Raw genomic sequence first — 20,965 nt, 5'->3', positions numbered from 1 at the left:
GGGGTCGACCACAGAGCACGTCACCAGGGGAGCAGCACACCGTGAACGTCCCGCCCACCTCGACCCTTCGGGAGGGTCTCGCCGTCATCGGCCGGGGCATCAAGGGCCAGCCGCGCTGGTTCTCCCTCGCCGTGGTCGGCAGCGTCGTCTACGGCGTCATGACGAGCCTGACGGCGGCGGCCATCGGCTTCGTGGTCCAGCACGCCATCTCGCCCGCCATCGAGGCCGGATACGTCACCGCGTCCCAGCTGTGGTTCATCGGCGGTGTCATGGCCGCAGTCGTGCTCACGACGATCATCGGTGTCATCGGCCGCCGCATCGCCGGCGGCGTCGCGATGTACAACCTCGGCGCGATGTACCGCGGCCAGGTCACGCGCCAGTACCTCCGGCTCCCGCTCAGCTGGCACCACAAGCACCCGTCCGGTCAGCTGCTCTCCAACGCGAACGCCGACGTCGAGGCGACGTGGAACATCTTCGCGCCGCTGCCGATGGCCCTCGGTGTCGTCGTCATGCTCGTCTTCGGCATCGTCCAGATGGTCATCGTCGACCCCTGGCTCGCGCTCGTGGGGCTCACCGTCTTCCCGATGCTCTTCCTGGCCAACGTCGCCTTCCAGCGAGCCATGTCGCCGCGGGTCACGCGAGCGCAGCAGCTGCGCGCCGACGTCTCCGAGGTGGCCCACGAGAGCTTCGAGGCGGCGCTCATCGTCAAGTCGCTCGGCCGAGAGGACCACGAGGCCGAGCGCTTCCGCGTCGTCACCCACGAGCTGCGCGACGCCAACATCGAGGTCGGCCGCACGCGTGGCCGCTTCGACCCCGCCATCGAGGCCATCCCCACGATCGGGACGCTCGCCGTGCTCTTCGTCGGCACCCTCCGGGTGAGCAGCGGCCAGCTCACGGCCGGCCAGGTCGTCCAGATCGCCTACCTCTTCTCGATCCTCGCCTTCCCCGTCCGAGCCCTCGGGTGGGTCCTCGCCGAGCTGCCGCGCGCCGTCGTCGGGTGGAAGCGCGTCTCGGCCGTCCTGGACGCGACGGGCAGCATGACCTTCGGTGACCGTTCGCTGCCCCGGGGCACCGCGAGCCACCTGCAGGCCGAGCGACTCGCGTACGCCTATGAGATCGAGACCGAGACGGGCGAGGCCGACCGCAACCCGGCGGTCGTCGACGTCACCCTCGACGTCGCGCCCGGAGCGACGGTCGCGATCGTCGGGCCCACGGGCAGCGGCAAGTCGACGCTGACCAACCTCGTCATGCGGCTCGTCGACCCCGACTCGGGGGCGGTGCTCGTCGACGACGTCGACCTGCGCGAGGTGCGCCATGGCGGCATCAGCGACGTCGCTGCGCTCGTCGCGCAGCAGACCTTCATGTTCGACGACACCGTCCGCGGCAACATCACCCTCGGTGTCGAGCACGACGACGAGAGCGTCTGGCGCGCGCTGCACGTGGCGCAGGGCGCCGGCTTCGTCGAGAAGCTGCCCGACGGTCTCGAGACCCACGTCGGCGAGCGCGGCGCGAGCCTCTCCGGCGGACAGCGCCAGCGCATCGCCCTGGCCCGTGCCGTGATCCGTGAGCCGCAGCTGCTCATCCTCGACGACGCCACGTCGGCCGTCGACCCGAGCGTCGAGCAGGCCATCCTCGCCCGGCTCCGAGAGGCGAGCTCGGGCACCACCGTCCTCGTCGTCGCCTACCGCATGGCCACGATCCTGCTCGCCGACGAGGTCGTCTACCTCGAGGGCGGTCGGGTCGTCGACCACGGCTCCCACGACCAGCTCCTCGGCCGGTGCGTCGGCTACGAGCGGCTCGTCACGGCATACGCCCGCGAGGCCGCGGAGCGCGAGGCCATCGCGGCCGCCGAGGAGCGCGACGAGCCCGGGCTCGGCGCCGACGCGGCCGAGGAGGTCTCCCGATGAGCATGCGGTCGCAGGTCCTCGTCGAGCACCACGGTGTCGCCACGGGCAAGGAGATGACGACGTGGCAGACGCTGCGTCGTGGTGTCGAGCTCTCACCCGAGCTGCGCAAGGGCATCTGGGTGACGGTGCTCCTCGCCGTGCTCTCGACCCTCGGCCGGGTGCTCGTGCCGTTCGTCGTCCAGCGCATCACCGACAACGGCCTCCTCGCCGAGGGCGGTCCCGACACCCAGGTCGTGGCCGTCTACATCGGCGTCGCCCTCGTCGGCGTCGCCGTGACGGCGGTCTCCGCCTACTTCGTCAACATCCGCCTCTTCCGGTCGTCCGAGAACGGCCTGGCGACGTTGCGTCTCAGGGCCTTCCGGCACATCCACGACCTCGCGATGCTCACCCAGAACACCGAGCGGCGCGGGTCGCTCGTCTCCCGCGTCACGTCCGACGTCGACACGATCTCGATGTTCGTGCAGTTCGGCGGGCTCATGCTCATGATCAACATCGCGCAGATCTCGCTCGCGACGGTGCTCATGGTCGTCTACAGCCCGCTCCTCGGCCTCGTCGTGTGGCTGTGCTTCGTGCCGCTCTTCGTCATCATCCGCAAGTTCCAGGGCATCGTCGGCCGGGCCTACACGAAGGTGCGCGAACGCGTCGGCGACATGCTCGGAGCCATCTCCGAGGCCGTTGTCGGGGCGCAGGCCATCCGCGCCTACGGCGTCGAGGACCGCACCGCCGAGCGCATCGACGCCGCGGTCGAGGCGCACCGCAAGGCGGCCATCGGCGCCCAGGCCCGCTCGGTCGTGGCGTTCACGTCGGGGCAGCTCGTCTCCGGACTCACCACGGCAGTCGTCCTCGTCGTCGGCACCGTGCTCGCCGCCCGCGGCAGCCTGACGCTGGGAGAGCTGCTCGCCTTCCTCTTCCTCGTCAACCTCTTCACGCAGCCGGTCCAGCAGGCCACCGAGATCCTCAACGAGATGCAGAACGCCGTCGCCGGATGGCGCCGGGTCATCGGCATCATCGACACCCCCGCCGACGTCTCAGACCCGGGCGACTCCGGCGTCACCCTGCCGCGCGGACCGATCACCGTGCAGTTCAACGAGGTCGGCTTCGCCTACCCCGGTGGCGCGCCCGTGCTCCACGACGTCGACCTGACGATCGCGCCGCGCAGCCGCGTCGCGATCGTCGGCGAGACCGGGTCGGGCAAGTCGACCCTCGCCAAGCTGCTCACCCGGCTCATGGACTCCAGCAGCGGTCAGGTGCTCCTCGACGGCGTCGACCTGCGCACGATCCGCTTCTCGTCACTGCGGTCCCGCGTCGTGCTCGTCCCCCAGGAGGGGTTCCTCTTCGACGGCACGCTGCTCGACAACATCCGCTTCGGCCGTCCAGAGGCGAGCGAGCAGGACGTGCGCCTCACCCTCACCGAGCTCGGCCTCGACCCGTGGGTCGCGACGCTCCCGCTCGGTCTGGCGACCGACGTGGGCCAGCGTGGCGAGTCGTTGTCGGCCGGCGAGCGTCAGCTCGTCGCACTGGCCCGGGCCTACCTCGCCGACCCCGACCTGCTCGTCCTCGACGAGGCGACGTCGGCCGTCGACCCGAGCACGGAGGTGCGGATCCAACGCGCCCTCGACTCGCTGACCCGCGGGCGCACATCGATCGCGATCGCGCACCGGCTCTCGACGGCCCAGGCCGCCGACGAGGTGATCGTCGTCGATGCCGGTCGCATCGTCGAGCGCGGACACCACACCGAGCTCGTCCGACTCGGAGGCGTCTACTCCCGGCTCCACGAGTCCTGGGTCGCCCAGCAGCAGGCGGTCTGACGGCGAGACCGAGTGCCGGGTTCGGTCCGGGCGGCGGCAGAATGGGCGGGTGACCGACGCCCTCGACCCGACGCCAGCTGCCACGCCCGACCCCTCGACGCTCGACCCGCAGATCGCCGAGCTGCTCAAGCGCGACGAGCACGGCCTCGTGGCCGCCGTGGTGCAGCAGCACGACACGGGCGACGTCCTGATGGTCGGCTGGATGGACGACGAGGCCCTGCGCCGCACCCTCGGAGAGGGCCGGGTGACGTTCTGGTCGCGCAGCCGTCAGGAGTACTGGCGCAAGGGCGACACGAGCGGCCACGTGCAGTGGGTCAAGGGCGTGCGCCTCGACTGCGACGGCGACGCCCTCCTCGTGAGCGTCGACCAGGTCGGTGCGGCCTGCCACACGGGGGACCGCACCTGCTTCGACGCGCGCGTCCTCCCCGCCACCGTCGGCGAGCCCACCCCCACGGCCTGAACCCCGGCTCGAGCGTGCGCTCCGTCCCACTCGAGGGTGCTGGGGGAGCGGCGGCCGCGTGTTCGACGGGTGAGGCGGGGCCACGGCATACGACGGCGTGGGCCAGAATGGCTCGGTGCCCGACTCGAACACCTCGCTCGCCGCCGCGCCCGCGCCACACGCCGACCTCGCGTGGGGCCGCACGTGGCCGAGCCTCGAGGTCTTCACCGAGCTCGCGCTCGAGCACCGTCGCGTCATCCCCGTCGTACGCCGTGTGCTGGCCGACGCCGAGACGCCCGTCGGCGTCTACCGCAAGCTCGCGAAGGACGCGCCGGGCACCTTCCTGCTCGAGTCCGCCGAGCACGGCGGCGTGTGGTCGCGCTACTCCATCGTCGGGGCCCGCAGTGCTGCGACGCTGACCGAGAAGGACGGCCGCGCGCACTGGATCGGCGAGCCGCCGGTCGGACTGCCCACCGACGGAGACCCGACCGCGGCCGTCCGCGACACGGTCGCCGCCCTCGCGACGCCGCGGACGCCGGGGCTGCCGCCGCTCACGGGTGGTCTCGTCGGCGCCATCACCTACGACGCCGTCCGGCGCTGGGAGAAGGTGCCCGACGGCGGCCGCGACGAGCTCGACCTGCCTGAGGTGGCGATGATGCTCGCCACCGACCTCGCGGTCTTCGACCACAGCGACGGGTCGCTGCTGCTCATCGCCAACGCCGTCAACCACGACGCCACCGACGAGCGCATCGAGGACGCCTGGGCCGACGCCGTCAGCCGTCTCGACCGGATGACCGACGAGCTCGCAGCCCCCGCGCCGAGCACCGTGGCCACCATCGAACCCATCGACAGCCATCCGACGAGCAGCCACACGCAGGCCGAGTACGAGGAGATGGTCGAGGAGGCCAAGGAGGCGATCCGGGCCGGCGAGGCCTTCCAGATCGTCGTCTCGCAGCGCTTCACCGTGCCGTGTCGTGCCGACGCCCTCGACGTCTACCGGGCGCTGCGGGTCAGCAACCCCAGCCCCTACATGTACCTCCTGCGGCTCCCGCACCCCGACGGCACGGCCTACGACATCGTCGGCTCGAGCCCCGAGGCCCTCATCAAGGTGACGGGACGCCAGGCGATCACCCACCCCATCGCCGGCTCGCGGCCCCGTGGCAAGAGCCCGGACCACGACGCGCACCTCGCCGAGGAGCTGCTCGGCGACGCCAAGGAGCGGGCCGAGCACCTCATGCTCGTCGACCTCGCCCGCAACGACCTCCAGCGCATCTGCCGCGCCGGCACCGTCGACACCGTCGACTTCATGTCGATCCGGCGCTACAGCCACATCATGCACATCGAGTCGACGGTCGTCGGTGACCTCCGCGACGACCAGAGCGCCTACGACGCGCTCGTCGCGACGTTCCCCGCCGGCACGCTGAGCGGGGCGCCGAAGCCGCGCGCCATGGCGCTCATCGACGCCTACGAGGGGCTGCGCCGCGGTCTCTACGGCGGCGTCGTCGGCTACCTCGACTTCGCCGGCGACCTCGACATGGCCATCGCGATCCGCACCGCGCTCATCAAGGACGGGCGTGCCCACGTCCAGGCCGGCGCCGGCATCGTCGCCGACTCGGTGCCCCACCTCGAGTACGAGGAGACGGTCAACAAGGCGGCCGCCGCCCTGCGTGCCGTGGCCGCCGCCGCGGGCCTGCGTCCCCTGGGGGACCACCGCCCATGACCTCCCGCCTCCGTCCCGGCGCCCTCGACAAGAAGCGCGCGGCCCTCGTCGTCCTCGTCCCCGCGGCCCTGCTGCTCGGCCTCACGACCCGTGCGTGGGCGGTCGGTGAGTCCAAGGACGTCCTCAGCCAGGCGGTCACCGAGGTGACCGGTGGCACCGCGGCACCGGGCGTCGTCGGCCTCACCGCCGTCTGCGTGGTGGCCCTGCTCGGCCTCATGACGGGCGGCCGCGTCATCCGCGCCGTCGCCGCGGCCGTCATCGTGCTGGCCTCGCTGGGCGCGCTGGCGATGACCGTCCTCGTCGCCCTGCGGCCGGTCGACACGGTGGCCGACGCCGTCGCCCGCGAGCTCGCCCGCACGACCGCCCCGGCCGCCACGGGCTCGAGCACCGCGGGGGTGTGGCTCGCCGTCGTCGCGGCGGTGCTGCTGGCCGTCGGGTCCGTGCTCGCGGCCGTGTCGAGCCGCACCTGGGCCGGGCTCTCCGGCCGCTACGAGCGGGGCGACAAGCCCGAGAGCGGCCCGCGCGGAGAGGTCCGCACGACCTGGGACGAGCTGTCCGAGGGGCGGGACCCGACCCTGCGCGACGCTCCTGACGAGACCTGACAGAATGAACCCCGTCGGCCCGCACGCGAGTGGAGCCGATCGGACCAGAGAGGACCCCATGGAAGAGCAGCACGAGGACCACGGTCACAGCACCGCCGCCTGGACCGGGGTCGGGATCATCCTGCTCGGCACGGCCATCGCGTCCGTCGCCGTCGTCATCCCCAGCCTGGTCCTCGGCATCATCGGTGCCGTCGTCATCGTGGCCGGTGTCGCCGCGGGCAAGACGATGTCCATGGCCGGCTACGGCAACGACGGGCACCACGCGCAGGCGGGCTCGATCGTCGACGCCCCCGACGAGACGGGCGCCGACACCGTCGGCAAGAGCTGAGCGCAGTGCCGACGGTTCTCGACGGGATCATCAGCGGCGTCCGCGAGGATCTCGGACGCCGTCGTGCCGCGCTGCCGCTCGCTGAGCTCGAGGCGCTGCTCGCGACCGTGGGCCCGGCACTCGACCCGATGCCGGGCATCCGTTCCGCCGAGGGCGTCGCCGTCATCGCCGAGGTCAAGCGCTCGAGCCCGAGCAAGGGCGCGTTGGCCGAGATCCCCGAGCCCGGGGTGCTGGCGCGGTCGTATGCCGCCGGGGGAGCGAGTGCCATCAGCGTGCTCACCGAGGAGCGCCGGTTCTCAGGCAGCCTCGCCGACCTCGACGAGGTGCGCGCGGCGGTCCGGACCCCCTTGCTGCGCAAGGACTTCATGGTCGACGCCTACCAGGTGACCGAGGCCCGCGCCCACGGCGCCGACCTCGTCCTCCTCATCGTCGCAGCGCTCGACGACGCGCTCATGCGTGACCTGCACGACCAGGCGCTCGCGCTCGGCATGACCGCACTGATCGAGGTGCACGACGCCGCCGAGCTCGACCGGGCCCTCGCCCTCGACCCCGTCCTCGTGGGCGTCAACGCCCGCAACCTCAAGACCCTCGAGGTCGACCCCCGCACCGTCACCGACCTGCTGCCGCGCGTGCCCGCGGGCGTCGTCGGGGTGGCCGAGTCCGGTGTCGGTGGTCCCGACGACGTGGCTGCCTACGTGCGCGCCGGCGCCGGTGCCGTGCTCGTCGGCGAGGCCCTCGTCAAGAACGGCGCCCCGGAGGCCGCGATCCGCGGCTTCATCGACGCCGCGACCGCGGTCCGGGCCCCGGCCCGCCCCGGCGCGGCAGGAGAGTGAGCATGACCACGACATCCAACGTGCCGGCATACGGCCGCTTCGGGGGTTTCGGCGGACGCTACGTCCCCGAGGCGCTCGTCCCCGCCCTCGAGCAGCTCGAGGAGGTCTGGCGCAAGGCCGTCGTCGACCCGGAGTTCGTCGGTGAGCTCGAGCGCCTCCAGCGCACCTACACGGGGCGGCCGAGCATCATCACCGAGGTGCCGCGCTTCGCCGAGCACTGCGGGGGTGCCCGCGTCATCCTCAAGCGCGAGGACCTCAACCACACCGGCTCGCACAAGATCAACAACGTGCTGGGCCAGGCCCTGCTGACCAAGCGGATGGGCAAGACGCGCGTCATCGCCGAGACCGGCGCCGGCCAGCACGGAGTCGCCACGGCGACCGCGGCCGCCCTGCTCGGGCTCGAGTGCGTCGTCTACATGGGCCGCAAGGACACCGAGCGCCAGGCGCTCAACGTCGCCCGGATGCGCCTGCTCGGCGCCGAGGTCGTCCCGGTCGACAACGGCAGCAAGACGCTCAAGGACGCCGTCAACGAGGCGTTCCGCGACTGGGTCGCCAACGTCGCGACGACGCACTACGTCCTCGGCACCGTGACCGGCCCGCACCCCTTCCCCGAGATGGTCCGCGACTTCCACCGCGTCATCGGGGTCGAGGCGCGCCAGCAGGTGCTCGACCTCGTCGGGCGCCTGCCCGACGCCGTGCTCGCCTGCGTCGGCGGCGGCTCCAACGCGATGGGCATCTTCCACCGCTTCATCGACGACGAGTCCGTCCGGCTCATCGGCTTCGAGGCGGGCGGCGAGGGCGTCGAGTCGGGCAAGCACGCCGCGCGCTTCTCCGCCGGCATCCCCGGGGTGCTCCATGGCGCCTTCACCTACGTCATGCAGGACGAGGACGGCCAGACCGTCGAGTCGCACAGCGTCTCGGCCGGTCTCGACTACCCCAGCGTCGGCCCTGAGCACGCCCACCTGCTCGAGTCGGGGCGGGCCGAGTACCGCCCCGTCACCGATGTCGAGGCGATGGAGGCGTTCTCGCTGCTGTCGCGCACCGAGGGCATCCTCCCCGCGATCGAGAGCGCGCACGCCCTCGCCGGTGCGATGAAGGTGGGGCGCGAGCTCGGCCCCGACGCCATCCTGCTCGTCAACCTGTCAGGGCGCGGCGACAAGGACGTCCACACGGCTGCCGAGTGGTTCGGCCTCATCGCTGACGACGGGTCGCCCCGGCTGCCGGACGACGACGGCGCCAAGGGCATGGGGGAGCAGCAGTGAGTGTCGGTCTCATCATCGAGAAGTGCCGCGCCGACAACCGCGCAGCCCTCATCGGCTACCTCCCCGTCGGCTTCCCGTCGGTCGAGGGGTCGATCACCGCGATGAAGGTCCTCGTCGAGTCCGGCGTCGACATCATCGAGATCGGGGTGCCCTACAGCGACCCCGTCATGGACGGCCCGGTCATCCAGGACGCCGCCGTGCGCGCCCTCGCCCGTGGTGTCCGCCTTGGCGACATCTTCACCGCCGCCCGCGAGGTCTCCGGCGCCGGAGCCGGTGCGCTCGTCATGACGTACTGGAACCCCGTCCTGCGCTACGGCGTCGAGCGTTTCGCCACCGACCTCGCGGCGGCCGGGGGAGCCGGGCTCATCACGCCCGACCTCATCCCCGACGAGGCCGGTGAGTGGATCGCCGCGGCAGACGCCCACGACCTCGACAAGGTCTTCCTCGTCGCGCCCAGCTCGACACCCGAGCGGCTCGCCGCCGTGACCTCCCAGTGCCGGGGTTTCGTCTACGCGACCGCCGTCATGGGCGTGACCGGTGCGCGGGCCAGCGTCGGCGAGGCGGCCGACGCGCTCGTCTCCCGCACCCGCGAGCACACCGACCTGCCGGTCTGCGTCGGGCTCGGTGTCTCGACCGGTGACCAGGCTGCCGAGGTCGGGCGCTACGCCGACGGCGTCATCGTCGGATCGGCGCTCGTGCGCTGCCTCACCGAGGCCGACTCCGAGGAGCAGGGGCTCGAGGCGCTCGGCGCCCTGGCCTGCGAGCTCGCCGACGGCGTCCGTCGGGGCCGGTCGTGAGCGTGCTCGCCGGCGTGCCGACCGCGCTGGGTGCCGCCCTCCCGGCCGACATCCCGTCGCCCAGCGTCGGCGTCTGGCACCTCGGTCCACTGCCGATCCGCGGCTACGCCATGTGCATCCTCGCCGGCATCGTCGTCGCCGTCTGGCTGACGCAGAAGCGCCTCGAGGCCCGAGGGCACCGCAAGGGCATCGCCATCGACATCTCCGCGTGGGCCGTGCCGTTCGGCATCGTCGGCGGACGCCTCTACCACCTCGTCACGACGCCGCAGCCGTACTTCGGCGAGAACGGCGACCCGTGGAAGGCGTTCGCCATCTACGAGGGCGGTCTCGGCATCTGGGGCGCCGTGGCGCTGGGAGCCGTCGGCGCGTGGATCGGCTGCCGCAAGAACGGCGTGGCCTTCCGTGACTTCGTCGACGCAGCGGCACCCGGGCTGGCGATCGCCCAGGCCATGGGTCGCTTCGGCAACTGGTTCAACAACGAGATCTACGGTGCGCCCACCGACCTGCCGTGGAGGCTGCGCATCTACGAGTGGGACACCTCCCTCGGCCGCGCCGTCGTCGACGCCCAGGGCAGCCCGGTCGTCAAGGGCTACTTCCACCCGACGTTCCTCTACGAGGCGCTCTGGTGCCTGCTGCTCGCGGCCTTCCTCATCTGGCTCGGCCGCCACCGTCAGCTCAAGGCCGGCCAGGTCTTCGCCGCCTACGTCATGGGCTACCCCGTCGGCCGCATCGTCATCGAGAACATGCGCACCGACTCGGCCAACCTCATCCTCGGACAGCGCGTCAACACCTGGGTCTCGATCCTCGTGTTCCTGCTGGGCGTCTACCTGTGGCGGCACTTCGGCCGGATGGAGCAGCCCCCCGCACCGACCCCTCCGGACGACACGGTCGACGACGCGTCGGGCGAGCCGGACGAGCCGGACGAGGCCACCTCGGCCACCCAGGCGGGCGACACCGACGACGACGTCGTCGAAGATCCTTCGGCGGAGACCGTCGCAGACCGGCCGAACGACACCGTCCCCGGCGGCACGAAGGTGGACCGTCCGGCGCAGTCCTGATGCGTCCTTCCTCACGTCCCGACCGTGGACGTGAGCACGGCGTCTCACGATTCGGAATCCGCTGTATCAACAGGTAGGACGAGCGGTCCCTCCGATATCGTCGTCAGCAACGCCTGTGGCCAGTGCCGTCCACATGCCCTCAGTCATGTCGCGTGGCCCCGTCGCGGTCGCCCGCCTGGGACCCAGCAGAAGGACGGTGAAGATGCCGCCGCACACCCGCACCCGTGCCCTCTTCAGTGCACACCCGGAGAACTCCGGTCTCTACCGACGCGAGTTCGAGCACGACGCCTGCGGTGTCGCCCTCATCGCGACGATGCGGGGCACGGCGGGTCACGACATCGTCGACCACGCCCTCACGGCGCTGCGCAACCTCGACCACCGTGGCGCCACCGGCGCCGACCCGCTCGTCGGTGACGGCGCGGGCATCCTGACGCAGATCCCCGACGAGTTCTTCCGGTCCAGCGTCCCGTTCACGCTCCCCAACAACGGGGCGTATGCCGCGGGCATCGCCTTCCTGCCGCAGAACCCCATCGAGCGGGCCGCGGCCAAGGCCCGCATCGAGGAGATCGCGGTCGCCGAGAACCTCAAGGTGCTCGGCTGGCGCGAGGTCCCCGTCGAGGACGACCTCGTCGGCACCGTCGCGCGCGAGTGCATGCCGTTCTTCGAGCAGCTCTTCGTCAGCAGCTCGATCGGGCGGCAGGTGGCGCTCGGTCTCGACCGGCTCGCGTTCTGCCTGCGCAAGCGCGCCGAGCACGAGGTCGACGTCTACTTCGCCTCGCTCAGCTCCCGAACCATCGTCTACAAGGGCATGCTGACGACCGGCCAGCTCGAGCCGTTCTTCCCCGACCTGTCCGACCCGCGCTTCAAGAGCGAGCTCGCCCTCGTGCACTCGCGCTTCTCGACGAACACGTTCCCGTCGTGGCCCCTCGCGCACCCCTACCGCTTCATCGCCCACAACGGCGAGATCAACACCGTCAAGGGCAACCGCAACTGGATGCACGCCCGCGAGAGCCTGCTGACGTCCGACATCATCCCGGGCGACCTCGAGCGCATCTTCCCGGTCTGCACGCCGGAGGCGTCCGACTCGGCGAGCTTCGACGAGGTGCTCGAGCTGCTCCACCTCGGTGGGCGCTCGCTCCCGCACGCCGTGCTGATGATGATCCCGGAGGCGTGGGAGAACCACGCCACGATGGACCCGGCCCGCAAGGCGTTCTACGAGTTCCACTCGACCTTCATGGAGCCGTGGGACGGTCCGGCCAACGTCTGCTTCAGCGACGGCACCCTCGTCGGCGCGGTGCTCGACCGCAACGGCCTGCGCCCCGGCCGCTACACCGTCACCGACGACGGCCTCGTCGTCCTGGCGTCGGAGTCCGGCGTGCTCGAGCTCGACCCCGCGACGATCGTCCAGCGGGGACGCCTGCAGCCGGGCAAGATGTTCCTCGTCGACACCGAGCACGGCCGCATCGTCAGCGACGAGGAGATCAAGAGCCAGCTCGCCGCGGCGAAGCCGTATGCCGAGTGGCTGCACGCGGGCCTGATCCGCCTCGAGGACCTCCCGGAGCGCGAGCACATCGTGCACACGGCGGCCTCGGTCGCTCGCCGCCAGCAGACCTTCGGCTACACCGCGGAGGAGCTGCGCATCCTGCTGACGCCGATGGCCCGCTCCGGTGGCGAGGCGCTCGGCTCGATGGGCACCGACACGCCCATCGCCGTGCTGTCGTCGCGTCCACGGCTGCTCTTCGACTACTTCACCCAGCTCTTCGCGCAGGTGACCAACCCGCCGCTCGACGCGATCCGCGAGGAGCTCGTCACCTCGCTCGGCACCTACATGGGCCCGGAGGGCAACGCCCTGTCGGCCTCGCCGTCGCACGCGCGACAGCTCGTCCTCGACTTCCCGGTCATCGACAACGACGAGCTCGCCAAGATCGTGCACATCAACGCCGACGGTGACCTGCCCGGCTACGCCACGCACGTCGTCCGCGGGCTCTACGACGTCACGGGCGGAGCGGCCGCCATGCGCGACCGCCTCGAGGAGATCTTCGCCGAGGTCTCGCAGGCCATCTCGCGCGGCGCGCGCTTCGTCGTGCTCTCCGACCGCGACTCGGGCCGCGACCTCGCGCCCATCCCGTCGCTGCTGCTCACCGCCGCCGTGCACCACCACCTCATCCGCGAGAAGACCCGCACCCAGGTCGGTCTGCTCGTCGAGGCGGGCGACGTGCGCGAGGTCCACCATGTGGCCCTGCTCATCGGCTTCGGAGCGGCCGCGGTCAACCCCTACCTCGCGATGGAGACCGTCGAGGACCTCGTCCGCGCCGGCGAGATCGAGGGCGTCACGTCCGAGACGGCCGTCGCCAACCTCATCAAGGCGCTCGGCAAGGGTGTCCTCAAGGTCATGTCCAAGATGGGCATCTCGACCGTCGCGTCCTACCGCGGCGCCCAGGTCTTCGAGGCCATCGGCCTCGCCCAGCCGCTCGTCGACCGCTACTTCACCGGCACGGTCAGCCAGCTCGGCGGCGTCGGCCTCGACGTCATCGCCCGCGAGACCGCCGAGCGCCACGCGCGGGCCTACCCGCCGGACGGAGTCCACCAGCCGCACCGCACCCTCGAGGTCGGCGGCGAGTACCAGTGGCGCCGTGAGGGCGAGCCGCACCTCTTCGACCCCGAGACGGTCTTCCGCCTCCAGCACTCGACGCGCCAGCGCCGCTACGACATCTTCAAGCAGTACACCGGGCGCATCGACGACCAGACGTCGCGCCTCATGACGCTGCGCGGCCTCATGGGCTTCCGCCCGACGGGGGTCACCGGGCGTCTGCCCGTGCCGATCGAGGAGGTCGAGCCGGTCAGCGAGATCGTCAGGCGCTTCAACACCGGCGCGATGAGCTACGGCTCGATCTCCAAGGAGGCGCACGAGACGCTCGCGATCGCGATGAACCACCTCGGCGGTCGGTCCAACACCGGTGAGGGCGGCGAGGACATCGACCGTCTGCTCGACCCCGAGCGACGCTCCGCCGTCAAGCAGGTGGCGTCCGGGCGGTTCGGCGTGACGAGCCTCTACCTCACCCACTCCGACGACATCCAGATCAAGATGGCCCAGGGCGCCAAGCCCGGCGAGGGCGGGCAGCTGCCCGGGCACAAGGTCTACCCGTGGGTCGCCAAGACGCGGCACTCGACGCCCGGCGTCGGCCTCATCTCACCGCCACCGCACCACGACATCTACTCGATCGAGGACCTGGCGCAGCTGATCCACGACCTCAAGAACGCCAACCCGTCGGCCCGCATCCACGTCAAGCTCGTGTCCGAGATCGGCGTCGGCACGGTCGCGGCGGGCGTGTCCAAGGCGCACGCCGACGTCGTGCTCATCTCGGGCCACGACGGCGGCACGGGAGCCTCGCCGCTCACGTCGCTCAAGCACGCCGGTGCCCCCTGGGAGCTGGGTCTCGCCGAGGCCCAGCAGACCCTCGTGCTCAACGGCCTGCGCGACCGCATCGTCGTCCAGGTCGACGGGCAGCTCAAGACCGGTCGCGACGTGGTCGTGGCGGCTCTGCTCGGCGCCGAGGAGTTCGGCTTCGCGACCGCGCCGCTCGTCGTCTCGGGCTGCATCATGATGCGCGTCTGCCACCTCGACACGTGTCCGGTGGGCATCGCGACACAGAACCCCGAGCTGCGCTCGCGCTTCTCGGGCAAGCCGGAGTTCGTCGAGACCTTCTTCGAGTACATCGCCGAGGAGGTGCGCGAGCACCTGGCCTCGCTCGGGTTCCGCTCGATCGAGGAGGCCGTCGGCCAGGTCGGCAGCCTCGACCTCGACAAGGCCATCGCGCACTGGAAGGCGTCCGGCCTCGACCTCAGCCCGATCCTCGCCGTCGCCGACAACCCGACCGGCGGCACCCTGTACCAGTCGGCCACCCAGGACCACGGCCTCGACAAGGCGCTCGACAACGAGCTGCTGAGCCGAGCCCTGTCGGCCATCGAGAGCGGCGAGCCGGTGCGCACCGAGATCGCCGTGCGCAACGTCAACCGCACGGTCGGAACCATGCTCGGGCACCACGTGACCAAGGCGCACCCGCACGGTCTCGCCGACAACACGATCGAGCTGACGATGACCGGCTCCGGTGGGCAGTCCTTCGGGGCCTTCCTGCCCGCCGGCATCACGATGCAGCTCTTCGGCGACGCCAACGACTACGTCGGCAAGGGCCTGTCAGGCGGGCGCGTCGCGGTGCGTCCGCACCGTGACGCGGCCCTCGTGGCCGAGCAGAACGTCATCGGCGGCAATGTCATCGCCTACGGCGCCACGACGGGGCAGCTCTTCCTGCGCGGTGTCGTCGGCGAGCGGTTCTGCGTGCGCAACTCCGGTGCTCACGCCGTCGTCGAGGGCGTCGGCGACCACGGCTGCGAGTACATGACGGGCGGGACGGCCGTCGTGCTCGGCCGGACCGGGCGCAACTTCGCGGCCGGCATGTCCGGTGGCGTCGCCTACGTGCTCGACCTCGACGCCGACCTCGTCAACCGCGAGATGGTCGACCTGCTGCCGCTCCGGGCCGACGACGAGGGGCCGCTCCGCGAGCTGCTCGAAGGCCACGTCCGGTGGACCGAGTCGCCCGTCGCCCGCGCGCTGCTCGACGACTGGGCGGCTGCGCGCGAGCGCTTCACGCTCGTGCTCCCGCGCGACTTCCAGCGTGTCCTCGACGTCCGGGCCGAGGCCGAGGAACAGGGCCTCGACCTCGACGGACCCGAAGTGTGGAACCGGATCATGGAGGCTTCCCGTGGCTGACCCCCAAGGCTTTCTCACCACCCGTGAGCGCGAGCTCCCGGCCCGCCGTCCCGTCCCCGTGCGCATCCGGGACTGGAAGGAGGTCTACGAGGAGCAGGAGCTCGGGCAGCTCCAGCGCCAGGCCGGTCGCTGCATGGACTGCGGCATCCCGTTCTGTCACTCCGGCTGTCCGCTCGGCAACCTCATCCCCGAGTGGAACGACTTCGCGTGGCGCGGTGACTGGTCCGATGCCATCGAGCGGCTCCACGCGACCAACAACTTTCCCGAGTTCACCGGACGGCTGTGCCCGGCACCGTGCGAGACCGCGTGCGTGCTTGGCATCAACCAGCCGGCCGTGACGATCAAGCAGGTCGAGGTCACGACGATCGAGCGCGCCTTCGACGAGGGACTCGTCCAGCCGCTCCCGCCCGAGCGACTGTCGGGCAAGACCGTCGCCGTCGTCGGGTCGGGCCCGGCCGGTCTCGCCGCGGCCCAGCAGCTGACGCGCGCGGGTCACACGGTCGCCGTCTTCGAGCGGGCCGACAAGCCCGGGGGGCTGCTGCGCTACGGCATCCCCGAGTTCAAGATGGAGAAGTCGGTCCTCGACCGCCGTCTCGAGCAGATGGCCGCCGAGGGCACGCGCTTCCGCAACGGCATGGACGTCGGTGTCGACATCACCGGCCGCCAGCTGCGCGACCGCTACGACGCCGTCGTGCTCGCCCTCGGGGCCACGGTCCCGCGCGACCTCGACGTGCCGGGGCGGCAGCTCGGTGGCATCCACCAGGCCATGGACTACCTCCCGCAGGGCAACCGTGCAGCGCTGGGCGAGCAGGTGGATGGCCAGATCCTCGCCACCGACAAGCACGTCATCGTCATCGGCGGCGGTGACACCGGCGCCGACTGCATCGGCACCGCCCACCGCCAGGGCGCGGCGTCCGTCACGAGCCTCGAGATCATGCCGCAGCCGGGGGAGGAGCGTCCCGGCAACCAGCCGTGGCCGACCTACCCGATGCTCTACCGCGTCGCGAGCGCCCACGAGGAGGGCGGCGAGCGCCTGTATGCCGTCAGCACGACGGAGTTCGTCGGCGACGACGACGGCAACGTCTCGGCGCTGCGCCTCACGGAGGTCGAGCTCGTCGACGGCCGGCTCACCCCCAAGCCGGGCACCGAGCGCGAGATCCCCGCGCAGCTCGTCCTCTTCGCGATGGGCTTCCTCGGTCCCCAGGGCCCGGGTGTCGTCGAGCAGCTCGGGGTCGCCCTCGACGAGCGCAGCAACGTCGCGCGCGACAAGAACTTCATGAGCTCGGTCCCGGGCGTCTTCGTCGCCGGCGACGCCGGTCGTGGGCAGTCGCTCATCGTCTGGGCGATCGCCGAGGGCCGGGCCGCCGCAGCGGGCGTCGACGCGTGGCTCACCGGCTCGAGCTCGCTCCCGCGCCCGATCGGCCCGAGCGACCGCCCGGTCACCGTCTGACCGCGCCGGCCGGCATCCGACCACCCCGCCACACCCGGGCGTATGCCGTGTCGCCACCTCAGCGACACGGCATACGCTCATGATCACCCTGAGCCACAACGGAGCCCGCGCCGACGACGCCGCGGGGCGTCCCACTGGACGAACCCTCGTGGTGACCCACGTCACAGCACCCATAAGGTTGAAGCATGCGTCGCGCCAAGATCGTCTGCACGATCGGACCCAAGACCTCATCGCCCACCCAGCTCCGCGCCCTCGTCGACGCCGGCATGGACGTCGCCCGCCTCAACCTCTCCCACGGTGACCACTCCGTGCACGAGCAGGTCTACCGCGACTGCCGCGCCGCCAGCGACGCGTCCGGACGCGCCGTCGGCATCCTCGTCGACCTCCAGGGCCCCAAGATCCGCACCGGCCGCTTCTCCGGCGGTCCGGTGACCCTGAGTCCCGGCCAGCGCTTCACCATCACGACGCGCGAGGTCGACGGCGACGACACGATCGTCGGGACCACCTACGAGGGCCTGCCCGGTGACGTGACTCCCGGCGACCTCCTGCTCATCGACGACGGCAAGGTCATGCTCCGCGCGGTCGAGGTCACCGACACCGACGTACTCACCGAGACCGTCATCGGCGGCCAGGTGAGCAACAACAAGGGCATCAACCTGCCGGGGGTGGCCGTCAGCGTGCCCGCCATGTCCGACAAGGACCGCGAGGACCTCCGTTTCGCGATGCGGCTCGGCGTCGACATGATCGCGCTGTCGTTCGTGCGCTCCGCCGACGACATCGTCGACGTCCACGCCGTCATGGACGAGTTCGGTGAGCGCATCCCCGTCATCGCCAAGATCGAGAAGCCGCAGGCTGTCGACAACCTCGAGGGCATCGTCGCGGCCTTCGACGGCATCATGGTCGCCCGTGGTGACCTCGGCGTCGAGATGCCGCTCGAGGACGTGCCCCTCGTGCAGAAGCGCGCCATCGAGCTCGCGCGGCGCGAGGCCAAGCCGGTCATCGTCGCCACGCAGGTGCTCGAGTCGATGATCGAGAACCCCCGCCCGACGAGGGCCGAGGCCTCCGACGCCGCCAACGCGGTGCTCGACGGCGCCGACGCGCTCATGCTCTCGGGCGAGACGTCGGTGGGTGCCTGGCCGATCGACTCGGTGCGCACCATGGCGCGCATCATCGAGTCCACCGAGGTCCACGGCCACGACAAGATCGCGCGGATGAAGACCAACCCCAAGACCGTCGGGGGCACGGTGACCAAGGCCGCTGCCGAGATCGGCGAGGTCATCGGGGCGAAGTTCCTCATCACGTTCACCGAGACCGGTGGGTCGGCGACCCGGATGGCCCGCATGCGTCCGCGGCTGCCGATGCTGGCCTTCACCTCCGACCCCCGCGTGCGCTCGCGCCTCGCCCTCGTCTGGGGGATCGAGACCTACCTCGTGCCGCGCATGCACCACACCGACCAGTTCGCCATGCAGGTCGACCTCAAGCTCATGCCCGAGGGTCGCGTCACCGAGGGTGACCGCGTCGTCATCGTCGCCGGCTCGCCTCCCGGCATCCCGGGCTCGACGAACGCGCTGCGCGTCCACCGGGTCGGCGACGCCGTCAACCGGGCGGCCCCGGCCTACCGGCCGGAGGAGGTCACGAGCTGAGCTCGGCCCGCATCGCACGACCGAGTGACCACGTACGCCGCCGGCACCCCCGGCGGCGTTCGTGTCCTCGCGGGTATGCTGGCGCGGCACTCCGGCCGGGGTGGTGGAATGGCAGACACGGGGCACTCAAAATGCTCTGGCCGCAAGGCCGTGCGGGTTCGAGTCCCGCCCTCGGCACCCTTTGCCGCCGCGCTCACGAGCGGGGTGGCCGCCTGCACGGACCCGCCCGGCCCGATCGCGACGCGGGGTTGACGGTCCCGAAACGCGCCGGAAACGTGGCCCCGGCTACGCTTTGCCCGTGAGCACTGACGAGAGCACGACCCCCAGGCCGACACCCGCCACCGCCGCCGAGGCCTCCGGGTCACCCGCGTCCCCGGCCGCGTCCGAGGGGCTGTCGGCACCTGAGGACGCCACCGACACGGCGGCGCCGGTCACCGGGGCGACCCGCATCCTCGTCGCCGAGGACGAGGCCCTCATCCGCCTCGACCTCGTCGAGATGCTCGGCGAGCAGGGCTATGACGTCGTCGGCCAGGCGAGCAACGGCGAGCAGGCCGTCGAGCTCGCGAAGGAGGTCAGGCCCGACCTCGTCATCATGGACGTCAAGATGCCCGTCCTCGACGGGCTCTCGGCCGCCGAGCAGCTGCACGAGGCCAAGCTGTGCCCCGTCATCATGCTCACCGCCTTCTCCCAGACCGAGCTCGTCGAGCGCGCCCGCGACGCCGGCGTCATGGCCTACATCGTCAAGCCGTTCACCGCCGACGACCTGCGCCCCGCCATCGACATCGCCACCTCCCGCTGGCAGGAGCTCAAGGCCCTCGAGGCCGAGATCGCCGACCTCGGTGAGCGGCTCGAGACGCGCAAGCTCGTCGACCGCGCCAAGGGTGTGCTCATGACCCAGCTCAAGCTGAGCGAGTCCGACGCGTTCCGCTGGATCCAGAAGACCGCGATGGACCGTCGGCTCGGGATGAAAGAGGTCGCCGAGGCCGTCATCAACGGCTTTCCGGCGTCCTGACGCCCCGGGCGCCGCACATCGTCCGGGAGCACGCCCGAACAGGTCACGACACGGTCACTCATCGCGAGTTTCTCGTGACCACGGTGCAGGGTGGGGCTTAGTCTCCAGTCAGCCCTCGACCGAGGGATGTGTGACATCAGGAGGACACCCGTGCGTTCTACCCTCAAGTTCGCTGTGCCGCTCGCGGTCGCAGCGCTTGCCCTCGGCGCCTGTGGCACCAAGGGGGGCGACACCGCCACACCGCCCGCCAGTGGTGGCGCTGCAGCCTGCGGCAACTACAAGATCGGCATGTTCGGTGCCCTCACCGGCCCGAACGCCAACCTTGGAATCTACATCCAGAACGGCGTGAACCTCGCCCTCGACGACTACAACAAGAAGCACGCGGACTGCAAGGTCACGCTCGAGAACTACGACTCGCAGGGTGACCCGACGCAGGCCCCCGCCCTGGCCAAGAAGGCCATCGACGACAAGAAGGTCGTCGGCATCGTCGGCCCGGCGTTCTCCGGTGAGTCCAAGGCCGCCGACCCGGCGTTCAACGAGGCCGGCCTCGTGACGATCACGCCGTCGGCAACCAACCCGAAGCTCGCCGACAACGGCTGGAAGACCTTCTTCCGCGCCCTCGGCAACGACGCCACCCAGGGCCCCGCGGCCTCCAAGTACATCAAGGACACCGTCAAGTCGACCAAGACGTTCGTCATCGACGACGCGTCCGAGTACGGCAAGGGCCTGGCCGACATCGTCCGCTCCGACCTCGGCGCACAGGTCATCGGCAACGACACCATCCAGCAGAAGCAGACCGACTTCAGCGCCTCCGTCACGAAGGTGACGAGCTCGGGCGCCGACGCGCTCTTCTTCGGTGGCTACTCGCCCGAGGCCGCGCCGCTCATCAAGCAGCTGCGCGACGCCGGCTGGAAGGGCACGTTCGTCGTGGCCGACGGTGTCAAGGACCAGTCCTTCATCGACAACGCCAAGGACGCCGCCGAGGGCACGATCATCACCTGCCCCTGCGTCCCCGCGGACGTGGCCCCGGACTTCCAGACCGCCTACAAGGCGAAGTACAACGAGGACCCCAACACCTACTCCGGTGAGGGCTACGACTCGGCCACGATCCTGCTCGACGGCATCGCCGCCGGCAAGGACCGCGCGAGCATGGTCGACTTCGTCAAGGCCTACGACAAGAAGGGCGTCACGAAGCAGCTGAAGTTCGACGCCAAGGGCGAGTCGGCCGACATCAAGGTGTTCGCCTACAAGGTCGAGGGCGGCAAGATCGTCTCCGTCGGCGAGATCAAGTAACGCGTTCGTCAACGAAGGGGGGCGGTCGGAGCAGTACGCTCCGAC

Annotated in this window: 15 protein-coding genes and 1 tRNA gene; all 16 read left to right on the top strand. The window is 71.0% G+C overall.

Annotated features, from left to right (window positions below; translation table 11 throughout):
• The first annotated feature begins 41 nt into the window (after positions 1-41).
• The 16 genes from ASD90_RS13690 (at position 42) to ASD90_RS13615 (ending at position 20,920) form a co-directional block, all read left to right on the top strand.
• Positions 42-1,907 (top strand): ABC transporter ATP-binding protein, encoded by a 1,866-nt coding sequence (locus ASD90_RS13690; protein WP_056757363.1) that lies wholly within the window; start codon positions 42-44, stop codon positions 1,905-1,907.
• Positions 1,904-3,715: an ABC transporter ATP-binding protein gene (locus tag ASD90_RS13685; RefSeq protein WP_056757360.1), complete on the top strand. Its 1,812-nt coding sequence runs from the start codon at positions 1,904-1,906 to the stop codon at positions 3,713-3,715. The genes ASD90_RS13690 and ASD90_RS13685 overlap by 4 nt, the downstream gene beginning before the upstream one ends.
• Before the next feature lie 49 nt (positions 3,716-3,764).
• Positions 3,765-4,175, top strand: a complete 411-nt coding sequence (gene hisI, locus ASD90_RS13680; protein ID WP_056757356.1) for a phosphoribosyl-AMP cyclohydrolase — start codon at positions 3,765-3,767, stop codon at positions 4,173-4,175.
• A 115-nt stretch (positions 4,176-4,290) separates the two neighbouring features.
• A complete protein-coding gene (locus ASD90_RS13675; RefSeq protein ID WP_056757353.1) occupies positions 4,291-5,874 on the top strand; it encodes an anthranilate synthase component I in 1,584 nt (527 codons plus the stop codon).
• Complete coding sequence (locus ASD90_RS13670; protein ID WP_056757350.1) at positions 5,871-6,476, top strand: Trp biosynthesis-associated membrane protein; 606 nt, start codon at positions 5,871-5,873, stop codon at positions 6,474-6,476. The genes ASD90_RS13675 and ASD90_RS13670 overlap by 4 nt, the downstream gene beginning before the upstream one ends.
• A gap of 58 nt (positions 6,477-6,534) precedes the next feature.
• Positions 6,535-6,804: an HGxxPAAW family protein gene (locus ASD90_RS13665; RefSeq protein WP_235506634.1), complete on the top strand. Its 270-nt coding sequence runs from the start codon at positions 6,535-6,537 to the stop codon at positions 6,802-6,804.
• A 5-nt stretch (positions 6,805-6,809) separates the two neighbouring features.
• Entirely contained in the window at positions 6,810-7,637 is an 828-nt protein-coding gene (gene trpC, locus ASD90_RS13660) for an indole-3-glycerol phosphate synthase TrpC (RefSeq protein ID WP_056757345.1), read from the top strand.
• Between the two features lie 2 nt (positions 7,638-7,639).
• Entirely contained in the window at positions 7,640-8,899 is a 1,260-nt protein-coding gene (gene trpB / locus ASD90_RS13655; protein WP_056757342.1) for a tryptophan synthase subunit beta, read from the top strand.
• On the top strand, positions 8,896-9,696 hold the full coding sequence (gene trpA / locus ASD90_RS13650; protein ID WP_056757339.1) for a tryptophan synthase subunit alpha: 801 nt from the start codon (positions 8,896-8,898) through the stop codon (positions 9,694-9,696). Before trpB ends, trpA begins: the two co-directional genes overlap by 4 nt.
• On the top strand, positions 9,693-10,754 hold the full coding sequence (gene lgt, locus ASD90_RS13645; RefSeq protein WP_056757336.1) for a prolipoprotein diacylglyceryl transferase: 1,062 nt from the start codon (positions 9,693-9,695) through the stop codon (positions 10,752-10,754). Before trpA ends, lgt begins: the two co-directional genes overlap by 4 nt.
• 202 nt (positions 10,755-10,956) lie before the next feature.
• Entirely contained in the window at positions 10,957-15,522 is a 4,566-nt protein-coding gene (gene gltB / locus ASD90_RS13640; protein WP_056757333.1) for a glutamate synthase large subunit, read from the top strand.
• Positions 15,515-16,972 (top strand): glutamate synthase subunit beta, encoded by a 1,458-nt coding sequence (locus ASD90_RS13635; protein WP_056757331.1) that lies wholly within the window; start codon positions 15,515-15,517, stop codon positions 16,970-16,972. The genes gltB and ASD90_RS13635 overlap by 8 nt, the downstream gene beginning before the upstream one ends.
• Before the next feature lie 185 nt (positions 16,973-17,157).
• Positions 17,158-18,615 carry a pyruvate kinase gene (gene pyk / locus ASD90_RS13630; RefSeq protein WP_056757328.1) on the top strand — a complete coding sequence of 486 codons (1,458 nt, stop codon included), beginning with the start codon at positions 17,158-17,160 and terminating at the stop codon, positions 18,613-18,615.
• Positions 18,616-18,709: 94 nt separating this feature from the next.
• A tRNA-Leu gene (locus ASD90_RS13625) sits at positions 18,710-18,792 on the top strand.
• A gap of 121 nt (positions 18,793-18,913) precedes the next feature.
• Positions 18,914-19,627 carry a response regulator gene (locus tag ASD90_RS13620; RefSeq protein WP_082588720.1) on the top strand — a complete coding sequence of 238 codons (714 nt, stop codon included), beginning with the start codon at positions 18,914-18,916 and terminating at the stop codon, positions 19,625-19,627.
• 150 nt (positions 19,628-19,777) lie between these two features.
• The gene (locus tag ASD90_RS13615; RefSeq protein ID WP_235506633.1) at positions 19,778-20,920 is read left to right on the top strand and encodes a branched-chain amino acid ABC transporter substrate-binding protein; all 1,143 of its coding nucleotides are present in this window, start codon (positions 19,778-19,780) and stop codon (positions 20,918-20,920) included.
• Positions 20,921-20,965: the final 45 nt, after the last annotated feature.

This window comes from Terrabacter sp. Root181 (assembly GCF_001428505.1).
In the GTDB taxonomy this organism is placed as follows: domain Bacteria; phylum Actinomycetota; class Actinomycetes; order Actinomycetales; family Dermatophilaceae; genus Terrabacter.
Note: the sequence above shows the minus strand (reverse complement) of the source record. Positions and strands in the feature narration are given on the sequence as shown.